18 protein-coding genes are annotated in these 21,880 nt (G+C 70.0%); 14 read left to right on the top strand and 4 right to left on the bottom strand.

The features are described 5' to 3' along the window. Nucleotides 1–6 precede the first annotated feature (6 nt). On the top strand, nt 7–3,153 hold the full coding sequence (gene smeE, locus ACJ7VY_RS02700; RefSeq protein WP_104938020.1) for a multidrug efflux RND transporter permease subunit SmeE: 3,147 nt from the start codon (nt 7–9) through the stop codon (nt 3,151–3,153). Between the two features lie 79 nt (nt 3,154–3,232). On the opposite strand, the gene ACJ7VY_RS02705 is transcribed toward smeE, so the two are convergent. Next, nucleotides 3,233–3,484 (bottom strand): hypothetical protein, encoded by a 252-nt coding sequence (locus ACJ7VY_RS02705; RefSeq protein WP_409476313.1) that lies wholly within the window; start codon nt 3,482–3,484, stop codon nt 3,233–3,235. A gap of 181 nt (nt 3,485–3,665) precedes the next feature. After that, complete coding sequence (locus ACJ7VY_RS02710) at nt 3,666–4,118, bottom strand: nucleoside deaminase (RefSeq protein WP_104938022.1); 453 nt, start codon at nt 4,116–4,118, stop codon at nt 3,666–3,668. 92 nt (nt 4,119–4,210) lie between these two features. Between ACJ7VY_RS02710 and ubiE the strand changes: the two genes are divergently transcribed. The 5 genes from ubiE (at nt 4,211) to ACJ7VY_RS02735 (ending at nt 8,695) form a co-directional block, all read left to right on the top strand. Beyond that, on the top strand, nt 4,211–4,975 hold the full coding sequence (gene ubiE, locus ACJ7VY_RS02715; RefSeq protein WP_054662867.1) for a bifunctional demethylmenaquinone methyltransferase/2-methoxy-6-polyprenyl-1,4-benzoquinol methylase UbiE: 765 nt from the start codon (nt 4,211–4,213) through the stop codon (nt 4,973–4,975). Between the two features lie 114 nt (nt 4,976–5,089). After that, complete coding sequence (locus ACJ7VY_RS02720; RefSeq protein WP_161615314.1) at nt 5,090–7,024, top strand: M1 family metallopeptidase; 1,935 nt, start codon at nt 5,090–5,092, stop codon at nt 7,022–7,024. 164 nt (nt 7,025–7,188) lie between these two features. Continuing rightward, on the top strand, nt 7,189–7,929 hold the full coding sequence (locus ACJ7VY_RS02725) for a hypothetical protein (RefSeq protein WP_293762182.1): 741 nt from the start codon (nt 7,189–7,191) through the stop codon (nt 7,927–7,929). A gap of 26 nt (nt 7,930–7,955) precedes the next feature. Further along, nucleotides 7,956–8,456 carry a hypothetical protein gene (locus ACJ7VY_RS02730; protein WP_409476314.1) on the top strand — a complete coding sequence of 167 codons (501 nt, stop codon included), beginning with the start codon at nt 7,956–7,958 and terminating at the stop codon, nt 8,454–8,456. Then, complete coding sequence (locus tag ACJ7VY_RS02735) at nt 8,456–8,695, top strand: hypothetical protein (RefSeq protein WP_409476315.1); 240 nt, start codon at nt 8,456–8,458, stop codon at nt 8,693–8,695. Before ACJ7VY_RS02730 ends, ACJ7VY_RS02735 begins: the two co-directional genes overlap by 1 nt. Nucleotides 8,696–9,299: 604 nt before the next feature. Here ACJ7VY_RS02735 and ACJ7VY_RS02740 read toward each other — a convergent pair. Continuing rightward, on the bottom strand, nt 9,300–10,232 hold the full coding sequence (locus tag ACJ7VY_RS02740; protein WP_104938026.1) for a carbohydrate kinase family protein: 933 nt from the start codon (nt 10,230–10,232) through the stop codon (nt 9,300–9,302). A 275-nt stretch (nt 10,233–10,507) separates the two neighbouring features. On the opposite strand from ACJ7VY_RS02740, the gene ACJ7VY_RS02745 reads away from it, so the two are divergent. The 8 genes from ACJ7VY_RS02745 (at nt 10,508) to ACJ7VY_RS02780 (ending at nt 20,608) form a co-directional block, all read left to right on the top strand. Continuing rightward, nucleotides 10,508–11,554, top strand: a complete 1,047-nt coding sequence (locus ACJ7VY_RS02745; RefSeq protein WP_054662886.1) for a rod shape-determining protein — start codon at nt 10,508–10,510, stop codon at nt 11,552–11,554. Nucleotides 11,555–11,680: 126 nt separating this feature from the next. After that, nucleotides 11,681–12,781: a rod shape-determining protein MreC gene (gene mreC, locus ACJ7VY_RS02750; protein ID WP_409476316.1), complete on the top strand. Its 1,101-nt coding sequence runs from the start codon at nt 11,681–11,683 to the stop codon at nt 12,779–12,781. Continuing rightward, nucleotides 12,778–13,263, top strand: coding sequence for a rod shape-determining protein MreD (gene mreD, locus ACJ7VY_RS02755; RefSeq protein ID WP_161615648.1), 486 nt, complete (start codon nt 12,778–12,780; stop codon nt 13,261–13,263). Before mreC ends, mreD begins: the two co-directional genes overlap by 4 nt. A 3-nt stretch (nt 13,264–13,266) precedes the next feature. Beyond that, nucleotides 13,267–15,285 (top strand): penicillin-binding protein 2, encoded by a 2,019-nt coding sequence (gene mrdA / locus ACJ7VY_RS02760; RefSeq protein ID WP_409476317.1) that lies wholly within the window; start codon nt 13,267–13,269, stop codon nt 15,283–15,285. Continuing rightward, nucleotides 15,282–16,412, top strand: a complete 1,131-nt coding sequence (gene rodA / locus ACJ7VY_RS02765; protein WP_104938028.1) for a rod shape-determining protein RodA — start codon at nt 15,282–15,284, stop codon at nt 16,410–16,412. The genes mrdA and rodA overlap by 4 nt, the downstream gene beginning before the upstream one ends. A gap of 535 nt (nt 16,413–16,947) precedes the next feature. Next, nucleotides 16,948–18,084: a lytic murein transglycosylase B gene (mltB, locus tag ACJ7VY_RS02770; RefSeq protein WP_313228803.1), complete on the top strand. Its 1,137-nt coding sequence runs from the start codon at nt 16,948–16,950 to the stop codon at nt 18,082–18,084. Beyond that, complete coding sequence (locus tag ACJ7VY_RS02775; RefSeq protein ID WP_409476318.1) at nt 18,081–19,289, top strand: septal ring lytic transglycosylase RlpA family protein; 1,209 nt, start codon at nt 18,081–18,083, stop codon at nt 19,287–19,289. Before mltB ends, ACJ7VY_RS02775 begins: the two co-directional genes overlap by 4 nt. 119 nt (nt 19,290–19,408) lie before the next feature. Continuing rightward, a complete protein-coding gene (locus tag ACJ7VY_RS02780) occupies nt 19,409–20,608 on the top strand; it encodes a D-alanyl-D-alanine carboxypeptidase family protein (RefSeq protein ID WP_104938031.1) in 1,200 nt (399 codons plus the stop codon). A 63-nt stretch (nt 20,609–20,671) separates the two neighbouring features. Here ACJ7VY_RS02780 and ACJ7VY_RS02785 read toward each other — a convergent pair whose 3' ends face one another. Continuing rightward, entirely contained in the window at nt 20,672–21,730 is a 1,059-nt protein-coding gene (locus tag ACJ7VY_RS02785; protein ID WP_409476319.1) for a lipid A deacylase LpxR family protein, read from the bottom strand. Nucleotides 21,731–21,880 lie beyond the last annotated feature (150 nt).

A 21,880-nucleotide genomic window follows, 5' to 3' on the forward strand; every position in this document is an offset into this window, starting at 1 on the left:
ACATCCATGGCTCGCTTCTTCATTGATCGGCCCATCTTCGCGTGGGTCATCGCCATCATCATCATGCTCGCCGGCGCGCTGGCGATGCTCAAGCTGCCGGTCTCGATGTACCCGGAGGTCGCGCCGCCGGCGGTATCGATCTCGGCCAGTTACCCGGGTGCGTCGGCCAAGGTGGTCGAGGACTCGGTGACGCAGATCATCGAGCAGAACATGAAGGGCCTGGACGGGCTGATCTACTTCTCGTCGAACAGCTCTTCCAACGGCCAGGCCAGCATCACCCTGACCTTCGAGAGCGGCACCAACCCGGACATCGCCCAGGTGCAGGTGCAGAACAAGCTGCAGCTGGCGATGCCGCTGCTGCCGCAGGAAGTGCAGCGCCAGGGCATCAACGTCGCCAAGTCCAGCTCGGGCTTCCTCAACGTCGTCGGCTTCGTGTCCGAGGACGGCAGCATGGACGAGCACGACATCTCCGATTACGTCGGCTCCAACGTCCTGGACCCGCTCAGCCGGGTGCCGGGCGTGGGCTCGATCGAGGTGTTCGGCGGCAAGTACGCCATGCGCATCTGGCTGGACCCGAACAAGCTGCAGACCTACCGGGTCTCGGTGGACGAGGTGAGCGCGGCGGTACGCGCGCAGAACGCGCAGGTGGCCGTGGGCCAGCTGGGCGGCGCGCCGGCGGTGAAGGGCCAGCAGCTCAACGCCACCATCAACGCGCAGGACCGGCTGCAGACCCCGCAGCAGTTCCGCGATATCGTGCTGCGCACCGAGGCCGACGGCTCGACGCTGCGGCTGGGCGACGTGGCGCGGGTGGAGCTGGGCGCGGAAACCTACGACTTCGTGACCCGCTACAACGGCAAGCCGGCCTCCGGCCTGGCCGTCACCTTGGCCACCGGCGCCAACGCGCTGGACACCGCCGAAGGCGTGCGCAAGACCCTGGACGAGCTGGCGGCCAATTTCCCGCACGGGCTCAAGGCGGTGATCCCGTACGACACCACGCCGTTCGTGAAGGTGTCGATCAAGGGCGTGGTCAAGACCCTGCTCGAGGCGATCGTGCTGGTGTTCCTGGTCATGTACCTGTTCCTGCAGAACTTCCGCGCCACGCTGATCCCGACGATCGCGGTGCCGGTGGTGCTGCTGGGCACGTTCGGCATCCTCGCCGCGCTGGGCTTCTCGATCAACATGCTGACCATGTTCGCCATGGTGCTGGCGATCGGCCTGCTGGTGGACGACGCCATCGTGGTGGTGGAGAACGTCGAGCGCATCATGTCCGAGGAAGGGCTGTCGCCGCTGGAGGCCACGCGCAAGTCGATGGGGCAGATCACCGGCGCGCTGGTCGGTATCGGCCTGGTGCTGTCGGCGGTGTTCGTGCCGATGGCGTTCATGAGCGGCTCCACCGGCGTGATCTACCGCCAGTTCTCGGCGACCATCGTCTCGGCGATGGCGCTGTCGGTGCTGGTGGCGATCGTGCTGACCCCGGCGCTGTGCGCGACCATGCTCAAGCCGCTGAAGAAGGGCGAGCACCATGTCGCCCACCGCGGCCTGGCCGGGCGCTTCTTCAACGGCTTCAACAATGGCTTCGACCGCACCAGCGCGACCTACCAGCGCGGCGTGCGCGGGATCCTGGCGCGGCCGTGGCGGTTCATGGCGGTGTTCGCGGCGCTGGCGGTGGCCATGGCGGTGCTGTTCATGCGCCTGCCCAGCTCGTTCCTGCCCAACGAGGACCAGGGCATCCTGATGGCGCTGGTGCAGGCGCCGGTGGGCGCCACCCAGGAGCGCACGCTGGAGTCGATCTACAAGCTGGAGGACCACTTCCTGCAGAACGAGAAGGACGCGGTGGAATCGGTGTTCTCGGTGCAGGGCTTCAGCTTCTCCGGCATGGGCCAGAACTCGGGCATGGCGTTCGTCAAGCTCAAGGACTGGGACGAGCGCACTGCCGACCAGGGCGTGGGCCCGGTCACCGGGCGCGCGATGGCCGCGCTGGGGCAGATCAAGGACGCCTTCATCTTCGCCTTCCCGCCGCCGGCGATGCCGGAGCTGGGTACCGCCTCGGGCTACACCTTCTTCCTGAAGGACAACACCGGGCAGGGCCACGAGGCGCTGGTCAACGCGCGCAACCAACTGCTGGGCATGGCCGCCAGGAGCAGCAAGCTGGCCAACGTCCGCCCCAACGGCCTGGACGATACCCCGCAGCTGCGGCTGGACATCGACGTGGCCAAGGCCGGCGCCCACGGGCTGTCGCTGGATGCGATCAACAGCACCCTGGCCACCGCGTGGGGCTCGAGCTACGTCGACGATTTCATCGACCGCGGTCGGGTCAAGCGCGTGTACATGCAGGCCGACGACGGCTTCCGCATGAACCCGGAGGACTTCAACCTGTGGACGGTGAAGAACAGCGCCGGGCAGATGGTGCCGTTCTCGGCCTTCGCCAGCCAGCGTTGGGACTACGGTTCGCCGCGGCTGGAGCGCTACAACGGCGTGTCCGCGCTGGAAATCCAGGGTGAGGCCGCGCCGGGCGTGGCCTCGGGCGACGCCATGGCCGAAGTGGAGAAGCTGGCCAGCCAGCTGCCGCCGGGCTTCAGCATCGAGTGGACCGCGGTGTCCTACCAGGAGCGCGAGGCCGGTGCGCAGACGCCGCTGCTGTACACCCTGTCGCTGCTGATCGTGTTCCTGTGCCTGGCCGCGCTGTACGAGAGCTGGAGCGTGCCGACCGCGGTGCTGCTGGTGGCGCCGCTGGGCATCCTCGGCGCGGTGCTGGCCAACACCTTCCGCGGCATGGAGCGCGACGTCTATTTCCAGGTGGCGATGCTGACCACGGTGGGCCTGACCTCGAAGAACGCGATCCTGATCGTCGAGTTCGCCAAGGAGCACCTGGAGAAGGGCGCGGGGGTGATCGAGGCGACGATGCATGCGGTACGCGACCGCCTGCGCCCGATCGTGATGACCTCGCTGGCGTTCGGCCTGGGCGTGCTGCCGCTGGCCATCGCTTCGGGCGCCGGTTCCGGCGCGCAGCGCGCCATCGGCACCGGCGTACTGGGCGGCATGATCGCCGGCACCGTGCTTGGCCTGTTCTTCATCCCGCTGTTCTTCGTGGTGGTGCAGCGCCTGTTCAATCGGCGCCGCCTGGCCGCGAACGGGGAACCGCCGCAGGCCTGACCGCTGCGCGGCGCTGGTCGCCGCGCCGGCATGGCGCCGCCGCGGCATGCCCCGGCGGCGGCGTCACGTGCCCTGGCGGTCAGTCCGGGCGCACCGCCGCATCCACCAGCTGCGCTTCCTCCACCGCCCCCAGGCGCTGGGCGAAGGTGGCCATGCGGTTGCATAGCTCGGCGCGGTGCTCGGGGAAGGCGGCGGCCAGCTCGTTCTGGATCTGCTGGTAGGCGTCCCAGAAGGCGGCGGAGCGGCGATGGCGGGCATAGTGGGCGCGCAGGCGTTCGCCGGCCTGGCGCAGCGATTCCCGATGGCGTCCGTGTACGGGCGGAATATGCATCGCGTCACCTTGATGGCAGTGCCCCCTGCACGACCGAGCATAGCCGGTGTCGATGACACCGGGGTGGCGGTGCGATGGCGGAACTGCCTGGATGTGGACTGCGTCACACCCGGCGCGATGGCGGCCGAACGGAGCAGCCGCCCGCGGCGCGGCCGCGGTCCTGCGCGGGCGCTGCGGCACCTTACTCGCCGATGTCCTCGTTCCAGACCTCGGGGTTGTCGGCGATGAAGTCGCGCATCATCGCGATGCAGCCGGCATCGTTCAGGTCGATGACCCTGACCCCGTTCTCGCGCAGCCAGTCGATGCCGCCGGCGAAGGTGACCGATTCGCCGACCACCACGGTGCCGATGTTGAACTGGCGCACCAGCCCGGAGCAGTACCAGCACGGGGCCAGGGTGGTGACCATGATGGTGTCGCGGTAGCCGCGCTGGCGGCCGGCCTTGCGGAAGGCGTCGGTTTCGCCGTGGATGGAGGGGTCGCCCTCCTGCACCCGGCGGTTGTGGCCGCAGCCGAGCAGGCGGCCGTCGTTGTGGTACAGCGCCGCGCCGATCGGGATGCCGCCCTCGGCCAGGCCCTGGCGGGCCTCGGCGATGGCGGTGTCGAGCAGGGCGCGGTAGTCGGGCGTGGCGATCATCGGGGCAGGGATCCGTCGGGTGGCCGGCCATGATAACGGCGCCTTCCCGGGGCCCGCCGCGCCGCCGCCGCGGGAGTGCGATAATCGGCCGCATGAGCGAATCCCCCTACAAGAGCGGCACCACCCACTTCGGCTTCCGCGACGTGCCGGCCAAGGACAAGCAGAAGCTTGTCGGCCAGGTGTTCACGTCGGTGGCCGACAACTACGACCTGATGAACGACCTGATGAGCCTGGGCATCCATCGGTTGTGGAAGCGCTACTTCGTGGCCACCGCCCAGGTGAAGCCGGGCGACCGCGTGCTCGACCTGGCCGGCGGCACCGGCGACATCGCCGTGCTGCTCAAGGAGCGGCTCGGCGCCGAGGGCAGCGTGGTGCTGGGCGACATCAATGCCGGCATGCTGTCGGTGGGCCGTGACCGCCTGACCAACCGCGGCCACGTGTCCGGCTTCGAGTGGGTGCAGCTCAACGCCGAGGCGCTGCCATTCCCGGACCAGAGCTTCGACCTGGTGACCATTTCCTTCGGCCTGCGCAACGTCACCGACAAGGACGCCGCGCTGCGCGAGATGTACCGCGTGCTCAAGGTCGGCGGCCAGGCGCGCGTGCTGGAGTTCTCCGAAGTCACCGCGGACTGGTTCAAGCCGATCTACGACTTCCACTCGTTCAAGGTGCTGCCGCGGCTGGGCAAGCTGTTCGCGCGCGGCGACGGCGACAGCTACCAGTACCTGGCCGAGAGCATCCGCAAGCATCCGCCGCAGGAAGAACTCAAGGCGATGATGGCCGAGGCCGGCTTCGCGCGCTGCCATTACAAGAACCTCAGCGGCGGCATCGTCGCCATCCACTCCGGCTACAAGATCTAGGAGTGAGTGAAGAGGAGTGAGCAGCAAGAGACAGCGGATTTGCCCGCGCTCCTGCTTCTGCCTTCTCTCACTTCTCACTCCTCTCCACTCACTCCTCAGCTCCCTAGGAATCCCATGCGTTCACCCTTCCTGATGCTGCCCCTGGCCGTCGCGCTCGCCGCCGGCTGCGCCAAGGACCCCGCCGCCCCCGTCGCCGCCCCCGTCGCCGAGAAGCCCGCCGCCGCCGTGAACACCGTCAGCCGCAGCCACGATGAAAGCTCCTACGCCGAGCCGGACAAGGTCGTCATCAAGGACCTGGCGCTGGACCTGAAGGTCGATTTCGAGCAGAAGCAGATCGGCGGCACCGCCACCTATGCGCTGGAGTGGAAGGACAAGGCCGCCAGGCAGCTGGTGCTGGACACCCGCGAACTGAGCATCGCCAAGGTCGAGGCGCTGGCCGCCGACGGCGCCGCCACGCCGCTGCAGTTCGAGCTGGCGCCGGCGGACAAGGTGTTCGGCAGCAAGCTGACCATCCAGGCCCCGGAGCAGCCGGCCAGCGTGCGCATCACCTACCACACCGCGCCGACCGCCTCGGGCCTGCAGTGGCTGGAGCCGTCGATGACCGAGGGCAAGAAGCTGCCCTTCATGTTCAGCCAGTCGCAGGCCATCCACGCGCGCTCGTGGGTGCCGCTGCAGGACACCCCGAGCGTGCGCTTCACCTACAGCGCGCACGTGGCCAGCCGCCCGGACGTGATGGTGCTGATGAGCGCCGACAACGACCCGAAGGCGGCCCGTGACGGCGACTACACCTTCAAGATGCCGCAGCCGATCCCGTCCTACCTGCTGGCCATCGCCGCCGGCGACCTGGTGTTCGAGCCGATCTCGCCGCGCTCGGGCGTGTGGGCCGAGCCGGCCATGGTCAACAAGGCGGCCAAGGAGTTCGAGGACACCGAGAAGATGATCGGTGCCGCCGAGAAGCTGTACGGCGAATACCGCTGGGGCCGCTACGACATGCTGGTGCTGCCGCCGTCGTTCCCGTTCGGTGGCATGGAGAACCCGCGCCTGACCTTCGCCACCCCGACCGTGATCGTCGGCGACAAGTCGCTGGTCTCGCTGGTCGCCCATGAGCTGGCGCACAGCTGGTCGGGCAACCTGGTGACCAACGCCAGCTGGAAGGACATCTGGCTCAACGAAGGCTTCACCACCTACGTGCAGGCGCGCATCACCGAAGCGCTGTACGGCCAGGAGGCGGCCGAGATGGAGCGCGAGATCGACCAGACCGACCTGCTCAACGAAGTGAAGGACATGAGCCCGGCCGACCAGGCGCTGGCGCTGCCGCCGCTGACCGAGCGCGACCCGGACGACGCGCTGAGCCAGGTGGCCTACGTCAAGGGTGCGTGGTTCCTGCAGTTCCTGGAGCAGCGCTTCGGCCGCGAGGTGTTCGACCCGTTCCTGCGCGGCTGGTTCGATGACCATGCCTTCCAGAGCGCCAACACCGACCAGTTCGTCGAGTACCTGAAGAAGAACCTGCTGCCGAAGAATCCGACCGCGGTGAGCGACGCCGAACTGCACGCGTGGCTGGAAGAACCGGGCATCCCGTCGTTCGCACCGAAGGCGCGCTCGCGCGGCTTCGCCGTGGTCGATACCGCGCGCATCGCCTGGCTGGGCAGCGAGCAGCTGCCGAGCAACCAGGTGACCAGCCAGTGGACCACCCAGGAGTGGGTGCGCTTCATCGACGGCCTGGGCAAGACCGTGCCGGTGGCCAAGCTCGAGCAGCTGGACAAGGGCTACCACTTCACCGGCACCCCGAACGGCGAGATCGCCATGCGCTGGTATCCGCTGGCCATCCGCAGCGGTTATACCCAGGCCCAGCCGGCCGCCGGCGAGTTCATCCAGAAGGTCGGCCGTCGCAAGCTGATCCTGCCGATCTACGCCGAACTGCTGAAGACCCCCGAAGGCCTGGCCTTCGCCAAGGAGGTATTCGCCAGGGCCAAGCCGGGCTATCACCCCATCACCACCGCGTCGGTGGCCGACATGATCGCCAAGGCCGAGGCCGCGCCCAAGCCGTAACCGGCGCGTAGCAGCAGAACCGACAACGGCGGGCCCCCGGGCCCGCCGTTTCTGTCTGGGCCAGGGCGGGCACCGCAGCGGCAGGGCTGGGGTTCGCGGCAGCGGATGTTTAAAGTGGGCGCCACCGCGCGGCATTGCCGCGCCTGTCCACGCGGAGTCGCTCGATGAAACCCCTGACCCTTGGCGCCCTGTGCGTCGTCGCCCTGGCCGCCTGCAGCAACCCGGAAGCGGAGCGCCAGCAGCAGGCCGCCGCCGCCGCCCAGGAGCGCGCCAGGCGCGAGGCCGATGCCGACGGCATCGCCAGGCTCTACGACGCGGCGGTGACCGCCAACGAGTGGGAGAAGGCGCGCGTCCACGGCGCCGCGCTGCTCGACCAGTTCCCCGATTCCGACGCCGCCCGCCGCATCGAACCCGGCTTCGCCGAGGTCAAGCAGAAGGCCGAGGCCGCGCGCGAGCTGCGCCGCATGCAGGGCCTGTGGAGCTACAACCAGGTATCGGTGGGCAGCAAGGGCGTGCAGCGCTCGGCGATGATCCAGGGCAAGGAGCGGGTCGATGTCGACGGCACCGGCCCCAAGGTGGTGCAGCTGGTGTTCCGCGACCATCCGGAATGGAAGCGCCACGCCTACCTGGTGCTGCAGACCGGCGACTTCGCCAAGGCCTGCTACGGCAGCTGCCAGGTCACGGTGACGGTGGACGACCAGGCGCCACGGCGGATGGCCGCGTACCGCCCGGATACCGACGAGGCGATCGCCATGTTCATCACCGACAACCGTGGCCTGTGGCGGCTGGCGCGCAAGGCCACGGTGGTGCGCATCGAGTTCCCGGTGAAGGCCGGTGGCACCCGCACCGCGGTCTTCGAGACCGGCGGCCTGGATGGCAGCCAGATGCCCGCGGGCTGGGATTGAGCGGCATGCGCAGGGATGCCGGCTGCATGCCGCGACGCCGTGGCGCGCCGCGCGCGTACTGGCCATGCGTGCTGGTCGCGTTGCTGTGGCTGCCGCAGGCGCCGGCGCTCGCCTGCGGCAGCCTGCCCGCCGACATGCAGCGCCGGCTCGTGGCCGGGGACCTGCGACAGCAACAGGCGTTGGCCGCCGCGCTGGCCGCCGAGGCCGACGCCATCGTGATCGCCGACGTCGTGGCGCTCACTCCGGACGATGCCCGGGTGCATGTACGCCAGTGGATCAAGGGGGCAGGGGGTGCGGCGCTGCAGGTGGCGCCGGCGAACCGGCTCGACGCCATCGGCTGCCTGCCGTCGGCGGAGTTCCGCAACGTCGCACTGCGCTCCGGGGAGGCCTACCTGCTCTACCTGGCCGGCGGCAGCGTACTGCGTGCGGGCCACCTGCGGCGCGGGCCTCAGGAGCTCACCCTGGAACAGGAGCTGGCGCAGGTGCGTGGGGCGAAGGTGTTGCCGGCAACGACGGAGGTGCGGTGATGGATCTGGCGATCGTGCTCGTGGTCAGTCTGCTGGCCATTGCCCTGCACGTGGCGTTGTACCTGCTGTTCCGGCGCTGGATGGACCGTGACCTGGCGCTGTCGCTGGCCGGCGACGCCGCCGGCAAGCGGTGCTACATGCTCGATTGCCTGCAGCGGGCCAGGCGCGAAGGCGTGCGCAGGCGTGACCTGCCGGCCTGGCTGGAGCGCGAGGCCGCCCGCTACGAACCGCGCGCATGAGCCCCGGCCTCGCGGTCAGAACGCGGGCCCGGAGGTGGTCCGTAGCTGCGGGGCTTGCCCCGCATGGTGGCTTTGCGGGTAACGGCCCCGTGTCGGGCAAGCCCGGCACCTACGCGAAGAGCGGCGCCCTTTCCGCAGGTGTGTCCCGGCCGCGCGGTCAAAACGCGGGCCCGGAGGTGATCCGTAGATGCGGGGCTTGCCCCGCATGGTGGCTTTGCGGGTAATGGCCCCGTGCCGGGCAAGCCCGGCACCTACACGAATGGCGGCGCCCTTTCCGCAGGTGTGTCCCGGCCGCGCGGCCAGAACGCGTGCCCGGAGGTGGTCCGTAGGTGCGGGGCTTGCCACGCACGGGGACTTTGCGGGTAAACGGCCCCGTGCCGGGCAAGCCCGGCACCTACACGAAGAGCGGCGCCTTCCTGTTCGCTTTCCGCTGGTGTGTCCCGGCCTCGCGGGCAGAACGCGGGCTCGGAGGTGATCCGTAGGTGCGGGGCTTGCCCCGCACGGGGACTTTGCGGGTAAACGGCCCCGTGCCGGGCAAGCCCGGCACTTACAACGAAAAACGGCGCCTTCCGGCGCCGTTTCCGCAGGTGGCCTGGCGGCCGGGTCAGAGCGCGTAGCCGAACTGCTGCTTGAACTGCTCGTTGAACTCGTCGAAGTCGAAACGCTGGTTCTGGGTGCCCGGGTGCTCCACCTTCAGCGCGCCCATCAGGTTGCCCATGCGGCCGATGGTCAGCCAGTCGTAGCCCTTCTGGATGCCGAAGATCAGGCCGGCGCGGAAGGCGTCGCCGCAGCCGGTCGGGTCGACCACGCGGCGCTCGTGCGCCGGCGGGATGTCGTAGCTCCTGTCCGGGGTGTGGATCACCGCGCCCTTGGGGCCGCGGGTGGTGATGTAGGCCTTGACCCGGCCGACGATCTCCTTCTCGTTCCAGCCGGTGCGCTCCTGCAGCAGGTTGGACTCGTAGTCGTTGACCACCACGTAGTCGGCCTGCTCGATGAAGGTGCGCAGTTCCGGGCCGTTGAACAGCGGCATGGCCTGGCCCGGGTCGAAGATGAACGGCACGCCCATCTCCTTGAATTCGATGGCGTTCTGGATCATGCCTTCGCGGCCGTCGGGGCCGACCAGGCCCAGGGTCACGCCCGGCACGTCCTTCACGTGGTTCTCGTAGGAGCGCATCATCGCGCCCGGGTGGAAGGCGGTGATCTGGTTGTTGTCGTGGTCGGTGGTGATGAACGCCTGCGGGGTGAACAGTTCCTCGATCACCCGCACCCGGCTCAGGTCGATGCCCAGCGCGTCGAAATGCTCGCGGTACGGGCCGAAGTCCGAGCCCACGGTGCCCATCGGGATCGGGTTGCCGCCGAGCAGGTGCAGGTTGTAGGCGATGTTGCCGGCGCAGCCGCCGAACTCGCGGCGCATGCGCGGCACCAGGAAGGACACGTTCAGGATGTGCACCTTGTCCGGCAGGATGTGGTTCTTGAACTGGTCCGGGAACACCATGATGGTGTCGAAGGCAAGGGAACCACAGATCAGAGCGGACATCGCGAACGGGCCTATACGGGTAAAGGGGAACCGCCGCCGTACGGGCGCAGGCGGGGTGGCGCGGGCGCGCGCCAAAGTGCATAAGGGTACCGGCTGCGGCGGCGCGCGACCAGAAGCACGTGTCGCCGGCGAACCCCGGCGAGTGCCTCCAAACCCGCTGCGGGCATGGATTTTCCTTGCCCGTGCCGGGGTGGGTTGATAGGCTAGCCAACCTCGTTTTCTGCCCATTTTTTCGCCATCCGGCGTGGGCGCGCGCCCTCAGGATCACTCCCCACATGTTCAAGAAGCTCCGCGGCATGTTCTCCAATGACCTGTCCATCGACCTGGGCACGGCCAACACCCTCATCTACGTGCGCGGGCAGGGGATCGTGCTGAACGAGCCGTCGGTCGTGGCCGTGCGCCAGGACCGCGCCATCGGCGGTACCCGCTCGGTGGCCGCCGTCGGCGCCGAGGCCAAGCAGATGCTCGGCCGTACCCCGGGGCACATCACCACCATCCGCCCGATGAAGGACGGCGTCATCGCCGACTTCACCTACACCGAGGCGATGCTCAAGCACTTCATCAAGAAGGTGCACAAGTCGCGCGTGCTGCGCCCGAGCCCGCGCGTGCTGGTGTGCGTGCCGGCCGGCTCGACCCAGGTCGAGCGCCGCGCCATCAAGGAATCGGCCGAGGAGGCCGGCGCGCGCGACGTGTACCTGATCGAGGAGCCGATGGCGGCGGCCATCGGCGCCGGCATGCCGGTCACCGAGGCGCGCGGCTCGATGGTCATCGACATCGGTGGCGGCACCACCGAGGTGGCGGTGATCTCGCTCAACGGCATCGTCTATTCGGCCTCGGTCCGCATCGGCGGCGACCGCTTCGACGAGTCGATCACCAACTACGTGCGCCGCAACCACGGCATGCTGATCGGCGAAGCCACCGCCGAGCGCATCAAGGTGGAACTGGGCTGCGCCTACCCGCAGGCCGAGGTGCAGGAGATGGAAATCTCCGGCCGCAACCTCGCCGAGGGCGTGCCGAAGATGATCAAGATCAGCTCCAACGAGGTGCTCGAGGCCCTGCACGAACCGCTGTCCGGGATCGTCTCGGCGGTCAAGCTGGCGCTGGAGCAGACCCCGCCGGAACTGTGCGCCGACGTCGCCGAGCGCGGCATCGTGCTCACCGGCGGTGGCGCCCTGCTGCGCGACCTGGACCGGCTGATCTCCGAGGAAACCGGCCTGCACGTGCAGGTGGCCGACGACCCGCTGACCTGCGTGGCGCGTGGCGGTGGCCGCGCGCTGGAGCTGGTCGACATGCACGGCAACGAGTTCTTTGCGCCGGAATAAGCCGCACCGGCCCGCTACCGCGCCCGCGCCTCTGCGGCGCGGTGCCCTTGGCGCGCAGGCGCCGGGCATCGCACCGCCGGGGCGTCGTCGCATCCTTCTCCCGTATTTTTCCAGCTGAAGTCCGTCGTGCCGCCCTATGCCGGTCCCCCCGTAGCCTCCCGACAGGGCGACGCCAGCAGCACCCTGCGGCTGCTGGCCTACCTGGCCCTGGCGATCACCCTGATCGTGCTGGACGACCAGGGCGGCTGGCTGTCGCGCCTGCGCACCCAGGCCGCGGTGGCGGTGCAGCCGGTGTGGGCGCTGGCCGGCCTGCCCGGGCGCCTGGGCGCCTCGGTGCGCGACAACGCCGCCAGCCACAACCAGCTGGTCGCCGAGAACCGCGAACTGCGCAACCAGCTGCTGCTGGCCAACGCGCGCCTGACCCGGCTGCAGACCGCGGCGCTGGACAACGCCCAGTTGCGCGAGCTGCTGAACGTGGCCGAGCGCGCCGGGCTGGACGTGCAGCTGGCGCCGATCCTGGACATCGACCTGGACCCGGTGAAGCAGCGCCTGGTGCTGGACGCCGGCAGCCGCGAAGGCGTGCACATCGGCCAGGCGGTGATCGACGCCGGTGGCCTGATGGGGCAGGTGATCGCGGTGACCCCGCTGCATTCGACCGTGCTGCTGCTGACCGACCCCGACCACGCGGTGCCGGTGACGGTCGCGCGCAACGGCGTGCGCCTGATCGCCTATGGCCGTGGCGACCGCCTCGAACTGCGTGACATCCCGCTCAGCGCGGGGGTCGAGGTGGGCGACGAGATCGTCACCTCCGGGCTGGGCGGGCGTTTCCCGGCCGGTTTCCCGGTGGGCAGGATCGTGGAACTGCGGCCGGACGATACCCATGCCTTCCTGGTCGGCGCGCTGGAGCCGGCGGCCAAGCTGGACCGGGGCCGCGACGTGCTGCTGCTGCGCTCGGTGCCGCAGATCCCGCGCATGCCGGTGACCAGCGGCCTGGAGCCGCCGGGCGGCGGCGACACGGTGCCCGGCCCGCGTCCGGCGCCGGACAACGGGACATCCGGGGGTACCGGCCCGCGTCCCGCGGCCGCGGCAACGCAGGGCGGCGCGGCCGATGCGCCGCGCCCGACCCCACCGGCGCCGGAAAACGCCCCGTCCGCCGCCAACCCGCCTGCGCCCCGCCCCGCGACCTCCGGCCGCGCGCCCACGCTTCCACAGGAGACCCGGCCATGAGCCGCCTGCGCAACCGCGGCTGGGTACTGCCCGCCAGCATCGCGCTGGCCCTGCTGCTGGGGCTGGTGCCGCTGCCGGAACTGCTGCAGCCCATCCGCCCGTACTGGCTGGCGCTGGTGCTGGGCTACTGGGTGATCGAGACCCCGGAGCGGGTCGGGCTGGGCTTTGCCTTCATCATCGGCCTGCTGGCCGACCTGCTGTATGGCGGGATCCTCGGCGAGCAGGCGCTGCGGCTGGTGGTGTTCGCCTTCATCCTGCAGCGCTTCCGCGCGCGCATCCGCTTCTTCCCGCTGTCGCAGCAGGCGCTGGCGATCGGCGGGCTGCTGCTCAACGACCGCATCATCAGCGCCGCCGTGCACCTGTTCACCGCCGAGCCGCTGCTGCCGTGGAGCTACTGGTGGGCGCCGCTGCCGGGCATGCTGCTGTGGTTGCCGATCTACGTGCTGCTGGACGCCGCGCGGCTGGGCAAGCGCGGGCCCTGAGCCATGTACGGGCGGCGCCAGCACAAGAACCCGCAGGCCGAGGTCGAGCAGTTCCGGCGCCGTGCGGCGGTCGGCTTCCTCGGCGTGCTGCTGGGGCTGGGCGTGCTGGCCGGCTGGTACTTCAAGCTGCAGGTGCTGGACCACGACGTCTACGCCACCCGCTCGGAAGCCAACCGCATCAAGGCGCGGCCGGTGGTGCCCGGGCGCGGCTTGATCTACGACCGCAAGGGCCGCCTGCTGGCCGAGAACGTGCCGGCGTTCCGCCTGGACGTGACCCCGAACAAGGTCCAGGACATGGCCGCCACGCTGGCCGGGCTGCGCGCGATCTTTTCGTTGAGCGACGAGGACATCGAGCGCTTCAACCAGTCGCGCAAGGCGCGGCGCAGCTTCATGCCGGTGACGCTGAAGCTGCGGGTCAGCGACGAGGAAATGGCGCGCTTCGCGGTCGACCGCTGGCGCTACCCGGGGGTGGAGCTGGAGCCGTACCTGACCCGCCGCTACCCCTATGGCGACCTGCTGGCGCACGTCATCGGCTATGTCGGCCGGGTCGACGACAAGGACCTGCAGGAGCTGGGCGAGGGCAATGCGGCGCTGACCCATATCGGCAAGTCCGGGCTGGAGCGCTATTACGAGGACCGGCTGCGCGGCAGGATCGGCTACGAGCGGGTGGAGACCAACGTGCAGGGCCGGGCGATCCGCACGCTCGGCCGGGTACCGGCGCAGTCCGGCGCCGACCTGCGGCTGTCGATCGACGTGGACCTGCAGCAGGCGATGGTGACCGCGTTCGGCGAGCAGGAAGGGTCGGCGGTGGCGATCGACCCGCGCACCGGCGAGATCCTGGCCATGGTCAGCCTGCCTTCGTACGACCCCAACCTGTTCGTCAACGGCATTTCCCACGCCGACTTCAAGCGCCTCAACGAAAACCCCTCGCGGCCGCAGTTCAACCGCCTGGTGCTGGGCGGCGTGGCGCCGGGCTCCACGGTCAAGCCGTTCCTGGGCCTGGCCGGGCTCGACAGCGGCCTGCGCCGGCCCGAGGACAAGATCCTCTCGCGCGGCATGTTCTACCTGCCGGGCGTGAGCCGCGGCTGGGGCGACGCCAATCGCGGCGGCCACGGCTGGACCGACCTGCGCAAGTCGATCTCGCAGTCGGTGAACACCTACTACTACCAGCTCGGCGTGGACATGGGCGTGGAGCGCTATGACCAGTACATGGGCGGCCACTACGGCTTCGGCCAGCCCACCGGCATCGACCTGGCCGGCGAGATCGGCGGCATCCTGCCGTCGCCGGCGGCCAAGGCGCGGCTGCGCAACGAGCGCTGGTATCCCGGCGACATGGTCAACGCCAGCATCGGCCAGGGCCTGTGGAAAGTGACCCCGCTGCAGCTGGTGCGCGGCGTCGGCGGGCTGGCCTCCGGGCAGTTGCGCCGGCCGCACCTGGTGGTCGAGCAGAAGGTCGGCTTCGACCATGACTGGACGCCGCTGCCGCAGCCCGCACCGCGGCCGATCAGCCCCAATCCCGGCAACCTGCAGGCCGTGCGCGAAGGCATGATGGGCACCATGCAGCCGGGCGGCAGCGGCTGGCGGGTGGCGGCCGGGGCGCCGTACCTGATGGCCGGCAAGACCGGTACCGCGCAGGTGGTCAGCCGCAAGGGCACCGCCGCGGTGAACCCGAAGAGCCTGCCGATGCACCTGCGCCACCGCGCGCTGTTCATCGGTTTCGCCCCGGCCGAGGACCCGCGCATCGCCATCGCGGTCGCGGTCGAGGGCGGCGGCTATGGCGGCGCGGCGGCGGCGCCGATCGCGCGCAAGGTGTTCGATGCGTGGCTGCTCGGGGTGATGCCGGACGTGCAGCAGGCCGTCGATGCCAGCGGCGTGGTCGAAGGGGCGGCCAATACCGGTTCCGCCACCTCCGCCCCCGCCCCCGCTCCCGCGGTAGTGCCGGCGGGCGAGCCGTCCCCGACACCGGTACCGTCACCGTCACCGGCATCGTCGCCGGAACCGGTACAGGAGGAACGGCGATGAGGGACTTCCTGCGCTGGCTGCTGGAGATGGCGCAGCGCCTTACCCGTGGCCTCGACTGGCCGCTGCTGCTGGCGCTGTGCGCGCTGATGGGCATGGGCCTGGCGGTGCTGGACAGCGCCGGCGGCAGCGGCCTGGTGATGGCCCAGGGCGCGCGCTTCGCGGTGGGCCTGGTGGCGATGTGGGCGATCGCGCGGGTGCCGGTGCTGCGCATCCGCGCTTGGACGCCGATGATCTACGCGCTGTCGATGCTGCCGTTGCTGGCGGTGTTCGTGCTGGGCACCGGCAAGTACGGGCGCCAGTGGCTGGACCTGAAGCTGTTCTACCTGCAGCCGGCCGAGCTGCTCAAGGTGAGCATGCCGATGATGGTGGCGTGGTACCTGCACCGGATGCCGTTGCCGCCGCGGATACCGGTGGTGCTGGTCGCCGGCCTGATCATCGGCGTGCCCACCGCGCTGGTGATGCTGCAGCCGGACCTGGGTACCGCCATGCTGATCGCCGCCAGCGGCGTCTTCGTCCTGTACCTGTCGGGCATGCCGTGGTGGTGGTTCATCACCGCCGGCACCGTCGGCGGCAGCGCGCTGGCGGTAGTGCTGTTCGCGCCGATCTCGTGGTTCTCGTTCCTGCGTCCCTACCAGCAGGATCGCATCCTCACTTTCCGCGATCCGGACAACGATCCGCTGGGCGCTGGCTGGAACATCATCCAGTCCAAGATCGCCATCGGCTCGGGCGGATTGACCGGCAAGGGCTGGGGGCTGGGGTCGCAGTCGCACCTGAACTTCATTCCCGAGCAGACCACCGACTTCGCGTTCTCGGTGCTGAGCGAGGAATTCGGCTGGCTGGGCGTGGCGATCGTGATCGCGCTGTACATCTTCATCATCGGCCGCTGCCTGTGGATCGCGGCGCAGTCGCGCGATGGCTTCTCGCGGCTGGTCGCCGGCGCCACCGGCCTGTCGTTCTTCGTCTATGCGCTGGTCAACGGCGGCATGATTTCGGGCCTGCTGCCGGTGGTGGGCGTGCCGATGCCGCTGATCAGTTACGGCGGTACCGCCGCGGTGTCGCTGCTGGCCGGGTTCGGCCTGGTGATGGCCGCGCGCAGCTACAACCCGGTGCACGGCGGCCACGGCTGAGCCGGCGGAAACTGCGACGCCGGTCCGGCCGGGGTTGATCACGATCAAACACCGGAATTAACAAAAGCGTCACAATGCTCCCCGCCACCGGACGCGTCGCGCCGTGGCGGCCGGCCTGCGAATCCGCGGGACGGCAAGGCCGGGATCCGCCGGCCGGGCGTGGGGAGACGCCCGGCACGTGTCGCGATCCGGTCCGGGCACCGGCTGCACCCACTGGGATGGGGGGTGCAGCCGGTGCCCAGATTTTTTCTGGCGTCCGCTGGCGTGGTGCGGCGCGTTCGGGCACGCACGCGGCCGGCAGGAAACGTGCGCTCGGTCGCGGCAGGTGCGGACAGGCCGGTGCGTACAGCGGGCCGCCCTCCGCGCCGGGTGCGGAGGGGAGCGGGCAGGGCGCCGCGCCGGTACTTTCCGCTGGCAGCGCATTCAGTTGCCGGGTGGCGGCATGGGCCGCCGCCGGCTCCCGGGCACTTCCAATCCCTTTGCGATTCATGGTGTTATTGATGGAAATTCATCAATGACCTGTTAATCTCGGCTGATGATTCGACGTGTTCTGGTCTGCTGTCTCACCCTGGGCATGGTCGCCTGCGCGACCCAGCCCCAGGCGCCTGCTCCCGCTCCGCTCGCGGCGGGCAAACCGATAGGCACCGGCGGTACGCCGGCCGAAGCCGTCCCCGAGCGCAGGTCCGACCTGCCGCCGGTGGACCTGACCCCGGTGCCGTTCGAGACCGCGCGCGCCAACTTCGTACGCGACACCGCCGCGCGCTACCGGCTGGACCCGGCCTACATCGAATCGGTGCTGGCGCAGGCGCAGATCCGCGAACCGATCATCGCCGCCATGGCGCGCCCGGCCGAACGGGTCAAGCCGTGGAACGAGTACCGGCCGATGTTCATCAGCCAGGCGCGCATCGACGGCGGCCGCAGGTTCCTGGCCACGCACCGCGACGCCCTGCAGCGCGTGCAGGCGCGCAGCGGCGTGCCGGCCGAGGTGATCGTGGCGATCATCGGCGTGGAGACCAGTTACGGCGCCAACACCGGCAACCACCGCGTGCTCGATGCGCTGTACACGCTGGCGTTCAAGTACCCGCGCAGCGGCGACCCGGAGAAGCTCGAGCGCGAAGTGCGCCGCGAACTGTTCTTCCGCGACGAACTGGCCAAGCTGTTCGAACTGGCCGCGCAGGAGAAGCTGGACATCGCCGCGCTCAAGGGCAGTTACGCCGGCGCGATGGGCATGGGCCAGTTCATGCCGTCCAGTTACCTGGACTATGCCGTGGATGGCGACGGCGACGGCCGCCGCGACCTGTTCACCAGCTACGACGACGTGTTCGCCTCCATCGCCAACTACTTCGTGAAGAAGGGCGGCTGGGTGCGCGGCGGCACGGTCGCGGTGCCGGCCACGCTCGACGCCGGCCGCGAGGAACTCAACCCCGTCGACTGGACGCCGACCCTGGGCCTCGATGCCCTGGCCGCCCGCGGCTACCACCCGCGGGTGCCGGTACGCGCGGCCGGGGCCACCGCCACCCCGATCACCCTGGAAGGCAGCGACGGCAAGCAGTACTGGCTGGGCTTCCAGAACTACTACGCGATCACCCGTTACAACCTTTCCAAGATGTACGCGATGGCCGTGTTCCAGTTGTCGCAGGCCATCGCCGGACAGGAGTTGCCGCCGGCATGAACAGCAAGTGGCTGGTCCCTGCGTTGATCGTCCTCGGGCTGGCTGCCTGCAGCAGCGCGCCACCGAAGTCCAGGGCCGCCGGTAGCGGCCATGGCGCCACGCACGGCAGCGTGGTGCAGGGCCGCGGCGGGCGCCCCGCGCATTGCCCCGAGGGTTCGCCCTACGCCAAGGCACAGGAGGATCCCGGCACGCGCGGCCACTACAGTGCCGGCGGCCTGTACCGCCCGGGCGTCAAGGACAGCACCCCCGACTACGTGCCCGACGTAGCCTGCATCCCGGAACCGGTGGTCAGCGACGAGCCGCGCTCGGCCATCGGCAACCGCTCGCCGTACGTGGTGCTCGGCAAGGAATACCGGGTGATGGAGCGGGTCGACGATTACGTCGAGCAGGGCACGGCTTCCTACTACGGCGCCAAGTTCCACGGGCGCCTGACCTCCAACCGCGAGGTCTACGACATGTACCAGTTCACTGCCGCGCACAAGACGTTGCCGCTGCCCAGCTTCGCCCGCGTCACCAACCTGGACAACGGCGAGTCGGTGATCGTGCGGGTCAACGACCGCGGCCCGTTCCATGATGGCCGCGTGATCGACCTCAGTTATGCCGCCGCGGTGCGCCTGGGCATCACCCAGCGCGGTACCGGCCGGGTGGAAGTACGCGGGCTGACGCCCGGCAGCGACAACCTGCTGGCCTCGCGCGAGACGCGCCGCCCGGCGCGCGCGCGCGCCACGGCGGCGGCCGGCAGCACCGCCGCCGCGCCGCCGTCGCCCAGCCGCATGGACCAGCTGGTCCAGGCGCTGCCGGCCGCTGCGCCGGCAACGCCGCGGCCGGCCGAAGTCCACGCCGCCGGTCCGGCGCCGCAGGCGGTGGCCGTGCAGGCGTTACCGGCGGCCCCCGGCCCATCGTCATCGGCGGCGCCGGTTGGCGCCGCACCGGTGGCGGCCACGCCCGCGCCCGATGCCGCGGCACGCGCGCTGGGCGCGATCCTGCTGCAGGTCGCCAGTTTTTCCAGCCGCGACAACGCCGCCCGCGCGCTGGGGCAGTTGAGTGCGGCCGGCATCGCCGGCGCCACGCTCAGCGACGTGGTCAGTGGCGGGCGCACCCTGTGGCGCCTGCGCGTGCCGGCCGAGGACGTGGCCAAGGCGGCGGAACTTGCCGGCCGCATCACCGGTCTGGGCTTCGGCAGGCCACAGATCGTCCGCGACTGACTGCGCTACAAGGCATGGAAGCCACGCCGATCGGGCGCTGATGCCGGTGCGATGCCGCCACCACGCCCTACAATGACCGCCTGTTTTCCATTCCTTGTCCCGACAGGAACCGCTTTCCGATGAAATTCCGCTTTGCCGCCGCCGCCATGGCCACGACGTTCGCCATCGGCCTGGCCTCCGCCCAGACGCCCACCCCGGCCCCGGCGCCGGCCGCCGCCCCCGCCCAGGTGGCGATCCCGCCCGCGCCGGCGCCGTCCACCTCCACCGCGTGGGTGCTGATGGACTACGCCTCCGGGCAGGTGCTGGCCGGCGAGAACATCCACATGCCGCTGCCGCCGGCCAGCATCACCAAGGTGATGACTTCCTACGTGCTGGCCGCCGAGACCCGCAACGGCAAGATCAAGCCCGACGACCAGGTGATGATGAGCGAGCGCGCCTGGCGCGAGGGCGGCGCCGGTACCGATGGCAGCTACAGCGGGTTCCCGGTCAACCAGACCGCGCGCCTGGAGGACATGGAAAAGGGCATGGCGATCCAGTCGGGCAACGACGCCGCCATCGCCCTGGCCGAGCATGCGGCCGGCAGCCAGGAAGCCTTCGCCGCGCTGATGAACAACTATGCCGCCAAGATCGGCATGAAGGACTCGCACTTCGTCAACGCCCACGGCCTGACCGCCGATGGCCACCAGTCCAGCGCCTACGACCTGGCGCTGCTGGGCCGCGCCTTCGTGCGCGATTACCCGGAAACCTACGCCTACAACAAGATCAAGGAATTCACCGTAGGCAACATCACCCAGCCCAACCGCAACCTGCTGCTGTGGCGCGACCCGAGCGTGGACGGCATCAAGACCGGGCATACCTCGGCGGCCGGCTACTGCCTGCTGAGTTCGGCCCAGCGCGGCGACCAGCGCCTGATCGCGGTGCTGATGGGCGGCGCGTCGGAAAAGCAGCGTGCCGATGACAGCCTGGCGCTGCTGAACTGGGGCTTCCGCTTCTTCGAGACCCACCGCCTGTACGAGACCGGCAAGGCCGTGACCACCCAGCACGTGTGGAAGGGCGCCGCCGACGAGGTGCAGCTGGGCGTGGCGCAGCCGCTGCTGGTCAGCGTGCCGCGCGGCCGCTACGCCGACCTCAAGCCGAGCATGGACGTGCCCAAGCAGCTCGTCGCGCCGATCGCCGCCGGCCAGCAGATCGGCACGGTGAAGGTGACGCTGGACGGCAAGGTGGTCGCCGAGTCGCCGCTGGTGGCGGTGCAGGCGGTGGAAGAGGGCGGCTTCTTCAAGCGCCTGTGGGACGCCTTCATGATGTGGTGGAAGTCCTGACCCTGCCCACGAAAAAGCCGGCGCAAGCCGGCTTTTTCGATGGGCCGGCGCCAGCCGTGGCGATCACAGCGTGCGGCTGATGGTGAAGCTGCCGAACACCGGCCGCTGCTTCTGCCCATCGAATTCGCGGCTGCGGTGGTAGCGGGCCAGCGCGAACTTCCACTTGCCGCGCATCAACGCCACGCCGTAGCCGATCTCGCCGACCAGTGCGCGCTTGTCCACGCGGTGGCTGCCGCGGAAGGTGTTGCCGTCCAGGGTGATGTCGCGCAGCACCCAGCGCGCATCGGCGGTCGCGAACAGGTGCCCGGACCAGCCGGCCGCCCTGCCGCCGCGCGTCGGCGCAGTGTTCTCGCCCGCCGGACGCAGCGGCGAGCTGCCGAAATCGTCCGGCAGCTGCCAGCCGAAGCGGACTTCGCCGCCGCCGTTGCCATAGGTCGCCAGGTTGCCGAGGGCGCCGCCCCAGTGGCTGATCGCGTCCCAGCCCCAGCCGGCGGCGTTGTTCGCCGGCCAGCGCCGCATCCGTTCATGCAGCAGGCGCAGCACCGGCTCGTCGTGCAGCTGGTTCTTCCAGCCCCTGAACTTCTCGTCGCCGAGCACGCCATGCACGGCATCCTGCACCTGCCTGCCCTGCGCGGACGGGCCGACCATGCCCAGCGCGAGCTGGGTGGTGCGCAGGCGGTCGCCGTTGCGGGCGTTGTAGCCGAAGTTGACCAGCAGCACGCCGGCATAGGGGCGGTCGTCGGCGATCAGGTCGGCGCGGCTGCTGTCGGTCGGCGTGAACAGCCCCTGGCCGACGCTGAAGATCATGTTCTGCTGCTCGAACCCGCCCGGCTGCAGCCGCTCCAGGTGGCGGTTGATCCAGCGTGCAGGCGCCGGCAGGCAGGGGTCGTCGGTGTAGTCGGCCAGGTTTGGCGAGACCAGGGTCAGCATGGCCCCGTTGGTATAGCCCTGGTCCTGGTGGGCACCACCGAACAGGTCGTTGTCCACGCGGAAATTGACCGCGGGCGGGTGGTCGTGCAGCGCACTGCCGCTGCAGCTATCGGGCGGCGCGGCCGCGGCGCTGAGGGGGCTGCCGGCCAGCGCCAGGGCCAGCGCCAGGGGCAGCCGCAGGCGGGTGTGCATGCGCTCGGATCCGGGTCGTTGAAGTGCGCGCAGCTTACCCGCGCGGCCCGGGTGGGCGCAGTGGCGATCGCGGATCACATCGTTGCAGCGCCGCCGGCGGGCGCCGCGAACCGTGACCGGTGCCGGTTGGAAAGCGTCATGGCCCTGCGG

The organism is Stenotrophomonas sp. Y-13, assembly GCF_046267925.1.
Lineage (GTDB): Bacteria > Pseudomonadota > Gammaproteobacteria > Xanthomonadales > Xanthomonadaceae > Stenotrophomonas > Stenotrophomonas acidaminiphila_A.